12 protein-coding genes are annotated in these 12,794 nt (G+C 71.4%); 7 read left to right on the forward strand and 5 right to left on the reverse strand.

Annotated elements, in window-relative coordinates; all coding sequences use genetic code 11:
* Positions 1-10: 10 nt before the first annotated feature.
* Entirely contained in the window at positions 11-1,066 is a 1,056-nt protein-coding gene (locus ACFVX4_RS27405; protein ID WP_389981775.1) for an Lrp/AsnC family transcriptional regulator, read from the reverse strand.
* Positions 1,067-1,151: 85 nt separating this feature from the next.
* Here ACFVX4_RS27405 and ACFVX4_RS27410 point away from each other — a divergent pair, with 85 nt between their 5' ends.
* From ACFVX4_RS27410 to ACFVX4_RS27420, 3 genes are read left to right on the forward strand one after another with little or no spacing between them, the layout of a single operon-like run.
* Positions 1,152-2,414, forward strand: a complete 1,263-nt coding sequence (locus ACFVX4_RS27410; RefSeq protein ID WP_389981777.1) for an MFS transporter — start codon at positions 1,152-1,154, stop codon at positions 2,412-2,414.
* Entirely contained in the window at positions 2,411-3,700 is a 1,290-nt protein-coding gene (locus tag ACFVX4_RS27415) for an amidohydrolase (protein ID WP_389981779.1), read from the forward strand. Before ACFVX4_RS27410 ends, ACFVX4_RS27415 begins: the two co-directional genes overlap by 4 nt.
* 35 nt (positions 3,701-3,735) lie before the next feature.
* Positions 3,736-5,403, forward strand: a complete 1,668-nt coding sequence (locus ACFVX4_RS27420) for an amidohydrolase (protein WP_389981781.1) — start codon at positions 3,736-3,738, stop codon at positions 5,401-5,403.
* 61 nt (positions 5,404-5,464) lie between these two features.
* Here ACFVX4_RS27420 and ACFVX4_RS27425 read toward each other — a convergent pair whose 3' ends face one another.
* Entirely contained in the window at positions 5,465-5,854 is a 390-nt protein-coding gene (locus ACFVX4_RS27425; RefSeq protein ID WP_389981783.1) for a DUF192 domain-containing protein, read from the reverse strand.
* 97 nt (positions 5,855-5,951) lie between these two features.
* Between ACFVX4_RS27425 and ACFVX4_RS27430 the strand changes: the two genes are divergently transcribed.
* Entirely contained in the window at positions 5,952-6,773 is an 822-nt protein-coding gene (locus ACFVX4_RS27430; RefSeq protein ID WP_389981785.1) for a prepilin peptidase, read from the forward strand.
* A gap of 74 nt (positions 6,774-6,847) precedes the next feature.
* Here ACFVX4_RS27430 and ACFVX4_RS27435 read toward each other — a convergent pair whose 3' ends face one another.
* Positions 6,848-7,201, reverse strand: coding sequence for a beta/gamma crystallin domain-containing protein (locus tag ACFVX4_RS27435; protein ID WP_389981787.1), 354 nt, complete (start codon positions 7,199-7,201; stop codon positions 6,848-6,850).
* A gap of 453 nt (positions 7,202-7,654) precedes the next feature.
* On the opposite strand from ACFVX4_RS27435, the gene ACFVX4_RS27440 reads away from it, so the two are divergent.
* The gene (locus ACFVX4_RS27440) at positions 7,655-8,461 is read left to right on the forward strand and encodes a class I SAM-dependent methyltransferase (protein ID WP_389981789.1); all 807 of its coding nucleotides are present in this window, start codon (positions 7,655-7,657) and stop codon (positions 8,459-8,461) included.
* A gap of 232 nt (positions 8,462-8,693) precedes the next feature.
* Entirely contained in the window at positions 8,694-9,152 is a 459-nt protein-coding gene (locus tag ACFVX4_RS27445; RefSeq protein ID WP_385338438.1) for a hypothetical protein, read from the forward strand.
* A gap of 41 nt (positions 9,153-9,193) precedes the next feature.
* Here ACFVX4_RS27445 and ACFVX4_RS27450 read toward each other — a convergent pair whose 3' ends face one another.
* Positions 9,194-10,345 carry a winged helix DNA-binding domain-containing protein gene (locus tag ACFVX4_RS27450; protein ID WP_389981791.1) on the reverse strand — a complete coding sequence of 384 codons (1,152 nt, stop codon included), beginning with the start codon at positions 10,343-10,345 and terminating at the stop codon, positions 9,194-9,196.
* A 275-nt stretch (positions 10,346-10,620) separates the two neighbouring features.
* A complete protein-coding gene (gene mgrA, locus ACFVX4_RS27455; protein WP_389981793.1) occupies positions 10,621-11,661 on the reverse strand; it encodes an L-glyceraldehyde 3-phosphate reductase in 1,041 nt (346 codons plus the stop codon).
* A 199-nt stretch (positions 11,662-11,860) separates the two neighbouring features.
* Here mgrA and ACFVX4_RS27460 point away from each other — a divergent pair, with 199 nt between their 5' ends.
* Positions 11,861-12,622: an isoprenyl transferase gene (locus tag ACFVX4_RS27460; RefSeq protein WP_266425462.1), complete on the forward strand. Its 762-nt coding sequence runs from the start codon at positions 11,861-11,863 to the stop codon at positions 12,620-12,622.
* Positions 12,623-12,794: the final 172 nt, after the last annotated feature.

A 12,794-nucleotide genomic window follows, 5' to 3' on the forward strand; every position in this document is an offset into this window, starting at 1 on the left:
GTGAACCCGATCAGGGCCGGGGCAGATCCAGCGGAATGCGACGGGTCGCGCGGCCCTGGGTGTCCAGGAGCCAGCCCATGCGCTTGGGGGAATGCAGCGCCACCGTGCGGTCCTTGACCTCCAGCATCGGGAAGCGTTCCGCCAGCAGCATCTCGAACGGGCCGATGGCGTTCAGACCATGGAGCCAGACGATGACCAGGAGGTTGTGCGGTCCGCTGACCGAGACGCACATACGGACCTGCTCCATGCGGGCCAGCGTGTTTCCGGTGTGTTCGAGGTGGGCGTGCGGGACGGCGGCCCGGTAGATCACCATGGTCGACAGACCGGCCAGGGGGTGGGCGATGTCGCAGCGGAAATTGAGGTCGCCGTGGTGGATCAGGCGCTGGAGCCGGCGCCGGGCGGCGTGCTCGCTCATCCCCGTCGCGGCGCCGAGCTCGGTGTAACCGAGCCGCCCGTTGGCGCCGAGGGCGGTCATCAACGCCTGATCCTCGGGGGACGGCCGGTCGTGCATGTCCGTGCTGTACGTGGCCTGCCGTGCGGGACGCGGAGCCGGGAGCGTGGCACGCCCCGCCGGTTCCATGGCCCGGAGCCGCCAGTCGCCGCCTTCGCCGTAGAGCGTGATCCCGAGCCGGGTACGGGTGGAGCGCAGCCCCGGCAGGCCGCCGATGGTGCGGTGGACCGACCGGCCGAGCGTGGGCAGGTCGGTGGCGACGACGGACACGAAGAGATCGAAGTCCCCGGCCGTCTCGTCGATGCTGAAGACCCAGGGCAGTTCGGCCAGGGCGGCACTGACCGTTTCGAGGGAGCTGGGCCGGCAACGCACCTCGACATAGGCGACCGTGGCCGATTTCGGTGCGTCGTAGGCGGTGATCCACGCCAGCCGGTTGGCGCGCAGACGCTCCCAGCGGCGGGCCGCGGTCGTCGCGTCCACGCCGAGCGCCCCGCCGATGCGGGTCCACGGTGCACGGGGCGCGGCCTGGAGCGCGTCGACGAGGGCGAGATCCAGTTCGGAGAACCGTGTGTCGGAATCCGGCGCATCCGGTGATCCGACGACGCTTTCCTGCATTTTCGGTCCTCCCTCGCGCACAGGCCGGATCGTAAGGGCACTTCCCGGCCGACACCCAGTATCGGCCACTGTAGAGAGGAGTGCCGTGCCTGCTCTGCGCCCGCGAATCCCGCGCCCCGAGACCGCGAACCGCACGGTCAGGACGACGGTGGTGCTGCTGTTCGCCGCCTGGCTGGTCGACTACACCGACCGGCTCGTGATCAACCTCGTACTGCCGTCCATCGGTGAGGACTTCGACCTCAACCGGGGACAGCAGGGCCTGATCGTCTCCGCCTTCTTCCTCGCCTACGCGGCCTGCCAGATCCCCGGCGGCATGCTCGCCGACCGCTTCGGCGGCAAGCGGGTCACCTGCTGGGCCCTGCTGGTCTGGTCCCTGTTCACGGCACTGACCGGCCTCGCGTGGTCCTTCGCCGCCCTGCTCGTGCTGCGCTTCGCCTTCGGAGCGGCCGAAGGGATCTTTCCGTCCGCCGGGACGAAGGTGCTGGTCGAGCGGACCATGCCCGAGGAGCGGATGGGTGCCAACGGGCTGATCATGAGCTCGAACGCCCTCGCCGCGGTGGTGACACCGCTCGCCGTCGCACCGCTGATCAGCGTCTTCGGCTGGCGGTCCGCCTTCTTCTCGACGGCGGCGCTCGGCGTCCTCGTCCTGGCGGCGATACGGATGCGGCTGCCGGATCCCCTGCCCCGTACGGAGCCGGACGCCGGGGCGCGAGACCGCCGGGGCGTCCGTGACCTGCTGCGCATGGGCGTGCTCTGGCGCTTCGCGCTGATGATGTTCGGCTACTGCGTCATCGTGTGGGGCCTCAACACCTGGGTTCCGTCCTATCTCAGCGAAGAGCGCGGTATCTCCCTGACCTCGGCCGGAGCCCTCGTCGCGATTCCGGCACTGGGGGCAGCCGCGGCCACGATCGTCGGCGGCCGTCTGGCGGACCGTTTCGAGGGCCACCACCGGAAGGTGATCGTGCCCGGGATGACGGTCGCCGCGCTCGCGCTGCTCCTGATGGCCTTCTCGGCCTCGATCGTCGGCTTCATCGTCTTCGGGACGCTCGCCGTCTTCGCCGCTTCGCTCTGCTACATGCCGATCTTCGCGGTGCCCCTGCGCAGCCTCGCTCCCGAACACGCCGGAGTGGGCAGCGCGGTGATCGTCTTCGGCGGACAGGTCGCCGGCATGGTCGCCCCGCCCGTCATGGGTGTGCTCGCCGACACCTTCTCCTTCCAGGTCGCCTTCGCCTTCCTCGTGCTGGGCGCGGTCATCGCCGCGGTCATGGCCGTCGCCACCCCTCAGGACACCACGTCCTTCCTCGCTTCCTCCGCACGCCGTACCCCTCTCGCAATGGAGCACTCATGACTGCCTCGGTCACCTCGCTGCTGTCCGGACTGAACGGCGAACTGCCCGGCCTGCGCGACCTGTACAAGGATCTGCACGCCAATCCGGAACTCTCCTTCCAGGAGGTCCGTACGGCGGGAATCGTCGCAGCCCGGCTGCGGGAACAGGGCTGGGACGTCACCGAAGGGGTGGGCGGAACCGGCGTCGTCGGTGTCCTCACCGCGGGCGACGGCCCGGTGGTGCTGCTCCGCGCCGACATGGACGCGCTGCCCGTGAAGGAGGAGACCGGACTTCCGTACGCCTCCACGCGGACTGGGGTGGACGCGGAGGGCAACGAGGTCCCGGTGATGCACGCCTGCGGCCACGACATGCATGTCACCTGCCTGCTCGGCGCCACCGTACTGCTGGCCGCCAACCGGCACGCCTGGCGCGGCACCGTCGTCGCGGTGTTCCAGCCCGCCGAGGAGATCGGCGGGGCCCCGGCCATGATCGACGACGGCTTTCTGGAGCGCTTCCCGCGCGCCGAGGTCTGCCTGGGCCAGCATGTGGGGCCCGTCCCCGCGGGTTTCGCCGCCACCCGGCCCGGTCCGGTGATGGCCGCGTCCGACAGTGTGCGGGTGCGGCTGTTCGGGCGGGGCGGGCACGGGTCGACGCCCGAGGCGACCGTGGATCCCGTCGTGATGGCCGCCGCGATCGTGATGCGGCTGCAGACGGTGGTCTCCCGCGAAGTGGGGGCGGCGCAGCAGGCGGTGGTGACCGTGGGCTCGATCCACAGCGGCACCAAGGAGAACATCATCCCGGACACCGCCGACCTCAGGATCAACATCCGCAGTACGACTCCCGCCGTACGGGAACGGGTCCTGGAGGCCGTCAAGCGGATCGTCCGCGCCGAGGCCGCCGCCTCCGGCGCCCCGAAGGAACCCGAGATCACGGACTTCAACGCCTTCCCGGTGACCGTCAACGACCACGAGGCCACCGCCACCGTCCAGGCCGCGCTCACCCGGGCCCTGGGAGAGCGGCGGGTCTTCACCCTGCCCCACACACTCACCGGCAGCGAGGACTTCGGCGTCTTCGGCACCGCGCTCCAGGTGCCCTCGGTCTTCTGGTATTTCGGCGGCGCCGACCCGGCCGCGTTCAAGGACATCGACCCCGACGCCCTGTTGGAGAACGGAATCCCGCCGGAGATCCCCGGCAACCACTCGCCGCTGTTCGCACCGGTCATCGACCCGACCGTCGAAGTCGGCGTGACATCGCTGCTGGTGGCCGCCGCGCAGTGGCTGACGGCCGGATCCGACACCGCTCGATAGCCGCTGCGCACGGCAGAACGAAGGAGGAGAGAACCATGAAGCAAGCAGCCCCCGAACTGATCTTCGTCGGCGGTCCGGTACTCACCATGGACCCCGAACACCCCCGGGCCGAGGCCCTCGCCGCACGGGCGGGCGTGATCACCGCTGTCGGAGGGAGGGACGAGGTGCTGGCCCTGCGCGGTCCCGGCACCCGGGTCGTGGACCTGGCGGGGCAGGCGCTCCTGCCGGGATTCGTCGAGGCCCACGGCCACCCGACGACGATGGCCCTGGCCATCGCCCCGCCCGCGGTGGACGTGCGCCCGTTCACCGTGCCGACCGGCGAGGCCGTCCACGCCCGGATACGGGAGGCCGTGGCCGCGGCGCCCGGCGAGCCCGTGGCCGTGTACGGGATCGATCTGCTGCTCCAGCGCGACCTTCCGCTCCCCACGCGGGAGTTGCTCGACGAACTGTGCCCGGACGCCCCGCTCGTGGTGTTCACCGCCAGCGGCCATGCCGCCTACGCCAACACCGCCGCCCTGCGCGCCGCGCGGATCACCCGGGGCACCCCCGACCCGGCCGGGGCCCGCTTCGTCCGCGACTCCGACGGCGAACCCACCGGCGAGGCCCAGGAGGGCGCCGCCGTCGAGGCGTTCATGTGGGTCGTGGCGGGCGACCGGCTCCAGCCGGCGAAGCTCGCCGCCGCGCTGGAATGGTCGTACGCCGAGCACGCCCGGGTCGGCATCACCACCGCCGCCGACCTGGCGACCGAGCCGGGCCTGCTCGCCGCTCTGCGGGCCGCCGCCGAACACCCCCGGGCGGCCCTGCGCGTCCGCTCGTACCTCATCGGCACCCCCGAACTGGCCGCCGACCCCGAACGGCGCTTCCCCGGACACGCCCCGGCTGCCGAACTGTTCGGCATCTCCGGCATGAAGCTGTGGGCCGAGGGCACCGCATGGCAGGGCACCATCGCCACCAGCTTCCCGTTCCAGGACAACGAAGCCACTCGCCGCATCGGCCTGGACCCCTGCGCCCACGCACCCATGAACTACAGCCCCGATCAACTCGCCGAGCTGGCCTCCGCGTTCACCGCGCAGGGCTACCCGATGGCCTGCCACGTCCATGGCGACGTCACCTTCGACGCCGTGCTCGACGCGTACGCCGAGGCCGGCGCCGACGACCCGGAGCGGCTGCGGGCCATGCGGCCGCGCATGGAGCACTGCGGCGCGGTCACCCCCGACCAGTACCGCCGCGCCGCCGCCATGGGCGCCACCGTCAGTCTCTTCATGGACCACATCCGCTGGTGGGGCGATGTCCTCGCGGACGATCTGTTCACTCCCCGGGTCGCCGAGCAGTGGATGGCCGTGCGCTCGGCCTGGGACGCCGGACACCGCGTCTCCCTGCACAACGACGGCATGTGCTCACCCACCGACCCGCTCGCCTCCGTCGCCACCGCCCTCACCCGCCGCACCCCGGCCAGCGGCCGCGTCCACGGCACCGCCGAGCGCCTGACCATCGACGAGGCGCTGCGCGCGGTGACCACCAACCCGGCGTGGCAACTGCACCTGGAGGACGAGATCGGCATGCTGCGCCCCGGGATGCGGGCCGACCTGGCGGTCCTGACCCAGGATCCGTACGCCGTACCGGCCGAGCGCTACGAACAGTTCCAGGAGGAGGTCGCCGTCTCCGCCACCTACCTCGGCGGCCGCCCCACCTGGACGGCGTGAACGAGGTGGCGTACGTGTGAGAGCGGACCGGCTGCCCGGTACGTGAGGGCAGCCGGGCCGATCATTTCCGGTCGATCTCGCTCTGGACGATCGACACCCGGGCCCCCGGCCGGATTCCCCACTTCTCCATCGCCCCGGCCTCCGCCTCGATCACATGCCGGGCCCGCAGCCGGGGCAGGCCCAGCCGACCGGGCTTCATCGTGTGGACCGCCACGACCCTGAACTTCCGGTCCAGATACGCCACATCGATGGTGAACCGCATCCGGAAGCTGTGCACACTCCCGCACGGGGTGATCAGCAGGGCGCCGTCGATCCCGTCCTGCCCGAGCAGCCCGCGACTCCGGGCCCGGTACGAGGCCGCGATCCGCAGCGGTATCTCCTCCTCCTGCCCTCCCTGTGCATCGGTGACCGTCAACGTGCCCTTGCCATTGCGCCATTGAGCCATGGCCATGAAGGTAGCGCCAGGTGACGGCCGCTGGGTCCGGAACGGTACGCAGTGGGCCCCAGGACCCATGACCCGTGCCCGGCACCGGCTTAGGGTCGGCTCCGTGGACGCCATGCTGACAGTGCTCGCCGCACTCTGGGGCGCAGCGGCCGGACTGCTGGTCCCGCGCGCCGCCTACCGGTTCTCCGTCGAACCGGAGGACCCCTGGCGCGACGCCTGCCCCGAGGGCCACGCCCTGACCGGGGCCGCCCGCGGCTGGCTCGGCTCCACCCGGTGCGCGCAGTGCGTGGCGGTGCCGGTACCCACCGCCCCGGCACCCACCACCCCGGGCGACGGGCCGGGAGACCGGATCGACGGGACGGACGGCACGCCGCGCGCAACGCGTTACGCCCCCGGCGTCCTCGTCCCCGTCGTCACCGCACTCTCCTGCGCCGTCCTCGCGGCGGCCACCGGGCTCCGCCCCGAACTGGCCGTCTGGCTGCTGCTGGCACCCGTCGCCGTACTCCTGGCGACCATCGACCGCCGCGTCCACCGGCTGCCCGACCGGCTGACACTGCCCGCCGCCGGGGCCGTCGCCGTACTCCTCGGCGCCGCCGCGCTGCTCCCCGAACACGCCGGGTCCTGGCTGTCCGCCCTGCTCGGCGGCGCCGCCCTCGGCGGCTTCTACTTCCTGCTCTTCCTCATCAACCCGAACGGAATGGGCTTCGGGGACGTCAAGCTCGCGCTGTCGCTGGGCATGGCCCTCGGCTGGTACGGCTGGGCCGTGGTGTTCGCCGGAGGCTTCGCCGGATTCCTGCTCGGTGCGGTGTACGGGTTCGGGCTGATGATCCTGAAGCGGGCCGGGCGCAAGACCGGCATCCCGTTCGGCCCGTTCATGATCACGGGCGCGCTGCTGGGCATGCTGCTCGGCGCGCTCGCCGCCTGACCCCGCCGTAGCCCCGGCCACGCCCGGAAGAGCGTGGCCGGGACGGTCATTCCCCGCAACCGGACGTCAACTCGTCACACGATCTGGATGGCGACGACCTTCGGCGGCTGGTTCGGGAAGGTGATGTCGTGCCAGCGCTCGATCTTCACCGAGTCACCGTTGGCGTCGTAGTAGATCAGGTCGTTGTTGCCCGTGGAGATCCGGTCGATCCACCACCCGCCGAAGTCGGTCTTCCCGCCGTTCGCGTAGCAGTCGACGCTCTCACGGCCCTCGAAGTGCGACCAGATCTTCAGGAAGTTCTCCCCACCGACACATTGGACGTGGTCGATGGCGAAGGCATCACCACTCGGCATGCTGATGGTGAGCGCGGCAGTCGTGGCGAGCGCCACGGCCACCGAACGCGCGGCCCTCTTGGTTTTCGAGATCACGGATTCCCCTTCACACGAAGGCCGGCGCGCCGGCCGGCCCTGTCGGCGATGTTGCGTCATGACGGAACGGTGCTTCGTCGAGCCGACAACGGGACACGACCCGCCAGGCAGCCCTGAGACCCCGTCGGGCAGCTCGAACGATGCTGGCGCCACGCTATAGGCGAAAAGAGGCAATACCGGCCGCAGTCGGGGAAAACGCATCAAATAGGTGATAACCCGAGGTGAGGCCGTGGCGTACGGTCGAGCAGGCAACGGCCCGGACCCCGCCGGCCCCGCCCCACCCGCCGCTCCGGCAGGGTGCCGATGGGCCCGGCGGACGGTGGAGCCGACGCGCACGTCCCACTCGGGGCGACTGCGAACCTCATTGCGAAACGATCGGTCGGGGCGTCCGTCAACGGGCGGACGCCCCTAATGAGGTCGCGCCGCCCGGCGCCCGGCTGACACCATTCCCGTATGTCCGGAGCATCCGAAGAAGCGGCCGCCGAAGCGGAACGCGCACGATTCGAAGCCCTCGTCCTGGAGGCGGCCACCGCCTCCGTCGACGGCTGGGACTTCTCCTGGCTCGACGGCCGGGCCGCCGAGCAGCGCCCCTCCTGGGGCTATGCCCGTGCCATGGCGGACCGCATGCGACGGGCCGGGGCCGCGCTCGACATCCAGACCGGCGGCGGCGAGGTCCTCGCCTCCGTACCGAAGCTGCCGCCGCTCGCCGTCGCCACCGAGTCCTGGCCGCCGAACATCGCCCGTGCCACCGCGCTCCTGCACCCGCTCGGCGTGGCCGTGGTCGCCGATCCGGACGAGCCGCCGCTGCCGTTCGGCGACAACGCCTTCGACCTGGTGGTCAGCCGGCATCCGGTGACGACCTGGTGGGCGGAGATCGCGCGGGTGCTCGCCCCCGGCGGCACGTACTTCTCGCAACAGGTCGGCCCGGCCAGCGTCTTCGAGCTCGTCGAGTTCTTCCTCGGCCCGCAGCCCCCCGAGGTGCGCGGCTCCCGCGACCCCGAACAGGCGCGGGCGGCGGCCGAGGCGGTGGGCCTGGACGTCGTCGATCTGAGGGCGGAGACCCTGCGCACCGAGTTCTTCGACATCGGCGCCGTCGTCCACTTCCTGCGCAAGGTGATCTGGATGGTGCCGGGCTTCACCGTCGAGGAGTACCGGCCGCGACTGGCCGAGCTGCACCACCTGATCGAGGCCGAGGGGCCGTTCGTCGCCCACACCACCCGATTCCTGATCGAGGCCCGTAAACCGGATGCCCGGCCCTGAGAGGCTGTCGGGTGACCTCGGACCGGGCGGCCACGCCCTGGCACGCACGCTTCCCGCGTTGTCGTCGGTCGACGACGCTCCGCGTCGCCTCCCTCCTCGCCTTGGAACCGCACGCACCGGACCGCGTCCGCTTTTCCGATCCGAGGTCACCCGACAGCCTCTGAGTCGCACCCGCCGCTCACGGCCGGAGGATGCGACCCTGGGCAGTGAACTCCTGGGGAAGGATTTGGCCATGAGGGTGGGGAACGAAGAGGAAACGCCGCGGGTCCCGCGGCAGGGGAGGGCCGACTGGCTCAGGGGCGCGCGGATCATCGGAGTGCTCGGTGTCTTCTACCGCCCGGAGGGGCGGCTGGGGGAGCCGGAGGCCGTCGAATTCCTGCTGGCCGACGGCCAGTCGCTGCTTCTGACCTGCGCCTCCGACGGGACCCTGCGGGTCGGGCCCGGGGCCTGGCCGCGGCTGCCCGGCTGGTGCGTACCGTCGGGGCAGTGGGAGTTCGCCACCGTGTCGAGCCTGCCGCAGCCGCCCGACGGCGGCTGGACGGTCACCCGCACCGAGGAACGCGGGGACGAGAACGGCCAGGTGTGCGAGGCCGTCATCCGCTGCGAGGGCGGAAGCTTCGTGGTCATCGGCGGAGACACCGTGGCGATCCGCTTCACCCGGGGCCACCGGGGCGCACCGGCGACCACCTGAGCGCCGCCCCGCGGCCACCGTCACGTACCCCTGCGCATGCTCTACGCGTGCGCCCCCACCGTCACCTTGCCCACCGTCAGCTCCGCGTTCCCCTCCAGCACCTCACCGACCCGTGCCACCTCCGCCTCCAGCTCCCGCAGCTGCCCGGCCGTCAGGGGCGCCAGCGGCTCCACGGTGACCGTGATCCGGCGGCCCGAACGCCGCTGGTGCCACACCCCGGCGGCCGTGCCGTCGACCAGCAGCACCGGGAAGTTCCCCGCCTGGCCGCCCGCCAGCGCCCGCGTGTACGCCGCACCGGGGAAGAGCCGCTCGCGCGGCTGGGACGCGATGAGGAAGGCGTCGAAGTAGGGGAGCAGCCGCACCCCGCGGACCGGCTCCGCCGGGAAGCCGGTGTCGCCCGCCACCACCCAGGCCGGCCCGCCCTCGTACGTCACCTGCTCGATCTCCCCGCGCGCGGCCGTCCCCGCGAACAGCTCCGCCGACCAGGCGGGAGACAGCGCCAGCCACTTCGCGAAGTGCGCGGGCGTGGCGGGTCCGTACGCGTGCAGATAGCGGCGTACGAGACCGGCGAGGGCCTCGGGTCCGTCGAGCGGTACGACGCCGGGGCGGGTGTAGGCGACCTTGCGGCCGCGATCCGGTGCGAAGCACAGCACGCCGCGGTGGCCCGCCAGATGCATCACCTGCCGCCAGCGCGGCCACATCCCCTGGAACGCGGGCATCACCAGGTCCCCCGCCCACGCCCCGGCCCGCTCCACCACCGCCTCGGAGAGCTCGTCGACGGTCAGCTCGGCCCCGGTCAGCGCCTCCTCGATCGCGGCGAGCACCGCCTCGACCTGCTCCGGTGTCATCCGGGCGTCCTTGGCGAACGGGTTGCGCCCGGTCGGCAGCGCGGACAACGCACCGGTCCACAGGGGGAGTTCGGACATCGGCAGCAGATGGACGGTGCCGCGCGGCCCGAAGGTCTTGACCAGGGTGCGGTCCTTCCACAGCGCATCGCGCACCTCGGCACGGGTCAGGCCCGTCGTCCGCAGCCCGACGGAGAGCTCGGCGGCCGAGAGCACCTGGGCATGCGCGGCCGGCAGCGTACCGACCACGTCGGCGGGGCCGAGGCGACCGGGGACGGTGAGCCCCTGGCGCGCCATCCGGCGGGCGTTCGCGGCGGTCCAGGTCACGGATGCGGTTCGGGTCGTCATGACGGGGAAGCTAGCCGCCCTTCAGGACAGTTCCTGTCCTGTATCGCGGCCCGAAGGCGTTCGGCGCTGCCCCGGACGTCAACCGGACGATGTGCGCACAACGGAGTCCGGTGAATTCGGAGAGTGATTGTGGAGTGGCGTGGCGCGCAGCATCACTTACGAAGGGTTATGGTGGAAACCCCCCCTCGGGCCGGTCCGTATCCCCCCCCACGGACCGGCCCGTTTTTTCGGCCCGCGACGCCGGCCGCGTACCGGCCCCGCGGAACCGCCCGCCGTCAGCCCCGTCCGGCCCAGATGTTGGTGCCCTCGGTGTCCACGGCGAAGGTGTCGATCTCCTTCAACTCCTCGGCGGACAGCGGCTGTCCGCCGAGCGCCGCGACGTTCTCCTCCAGCTGCTTCACGCTCGACGCGCCGATCAGGGCCGACGTCATACGGCTGTCGCGCAGCACCCAGCAGAGCGCCAGCTGGGCCAGTGACTGGCCGCGCCGGCGGGCGATGTCGTTCAGCCCGTTCAGCCGGCGGACCACCTCGTCCGAGAGCAGACCGGGATCCAGGGACTTGCCCTGGGTGGCGCGGGACCCCTCCGGGATGCCCGCCAGGTACTTGCCGGTGAGCAGGCCCTGGGCGAGCGGCACGAAGGAGATGCAGCCCATGCCGGCCGTCTCCAGGGTGTCGAGCAGGTCGCCGTCCTCGATCCAGCGGTTGATCATCGAGTAGGACGGCTGGTGGATCAGCGCCGGTACGCCCATCTCCTTGAGCAGCCCGGCCGCCTCGGCGGTCTGCTCCGCGTTGTACGAGGACACACCCACGTACAGCGCCTTGCCCTGCTGGACGGCGGAGGCCAGTGCCCCCATCGTCTCCTCCAGCGGGGTCTCCGGGTCGAAGCGGTGGGAGTAGAAGATGTCGACGTAATCCAGCCCCATCCGGTTCAGCGAGGCGTCGAGCGACGACAGCAGGTACTTGCGGGAACCCCATTCGCCGTAAGGGCCGGGGTGCATCTCGTAGCCGGCCTTGGTGGAGATGATCAGCTCGTCCCGGTACGGGGCGAAGTCCTGGCGGAACAGCTTGCCGAAGTTGAGCTCGGCGGAGCCGGGCGGCGGCCCGTAGTTGTTGGCAAGATCGAAGTGGGTCACACCGAGGTCGAAGGCACGGCGCAGGATCGCCCGCTGGGAGTCCAGCGTGCGGTCGTCGCCGAAGTTGTGCCAGAGGCCGAGGGAGACGGCGGGAAGCTTGAGACCGCTGCGGCCGGTGCGGCGGTACTCCATCGAGTCGTAGCGCGATCCGGCGGCCCGGTAATAGAGAGGAGAATCAGTCACGTTTCTCTCCTTATCACGGACTTGTGACAGGCCGGGTTGGGCCGGTGCGCCGCCTGCGCAGTAATGTGGCGGCTTCGGGGACTGCCACGGCACGGCGGGGCGATGGACTCTGTGACCGGTGCGGCGATCCCCAGGGGGACGACCCCGGACCCCGGGCTAGGGGGCGGGCGGGCCCGCACGGAACCGAGAGGTGAACTCAGTGAACTTGCGCGACCTGGTGTACGGGCTCTACGCGCGCCGGGTGGAGGCCCGCCTCGACCACACCCAGGTGCCCAAGCACATCGGTGTCATCCTCGACGGCAACCGGCGCTGGGCGAAGGCGTCCGGCGGCACGGCCGCGCAGGGGCACCAGGCCGGCGCGGACAAGATCAAGGAACTTCTCGGCTGGTGCAGCGAGACGGATGTGGAAGTCGTCACGCTCTGGCTGCTCTCCACGGACAACTTCGACCGCCCCGAGTCCGAGCTGACCCCGCTCCTCGGGATCATCGAGAACACCGTGCGCGACCTCGCGTCGGACGGCCGCTGGCGGGTCCACCACGTCGGCACGCTCGACCTGCTGCCCGCACACACCCAGACGGTGCTCAAGGAGGCCGAACAGGCCACGATCGGTGTCGACGGAATACTGGTCAATGTCGCCGTCGGCTACGGCGGGCGCCAGGAGATCGCCGACGCGGTCCGCTCGCTGCTGCTGGACCACTCCGCCAAGGGGACGTCGTTCGAGGACCTGGCGGAGATCGTCTCCACCGACCTGATCTCCGAGCACCTCTACACCCGGGGCCAGCCCGACCCGGACCTGGTCATCCGCACCAGCGGCGAGCAGCGGCTGTCCGGTTTCATGCTCTGGCAGACCGCGCACTCCGAGTACTACTTCTGCGAGGTCTTCTGGCCGGCCTTCCGCAAGGTCGACTTCCTCCGCGCGCTGCGTGACTACGCCGCCCGGGGCCGCCGCTACGGCGGCTGACCCTCCGCGGACTCCCCGGGGTCCGTCCGCCACCTCCAGCCCGTCCGGCGTTCGAGGACGGAACCGTGCGGGTGGCGAGCCCGAACCCACGTGCCCCGGGGCACCAATCCCAGCTCACCCGCCTGCCCCGGGGCGGCATGGCTTCGCGTGTTCGAGGGAATACCCCTGACAG

It is taken from the genome of Streptomyces sp. NPDC058240 (assembly GCF_042882135.1).
GTDB lineage: Bacteria > Actinomycetota > Actinomycetes > Streptomycetales > Streptomycetaceae > Streptomyces.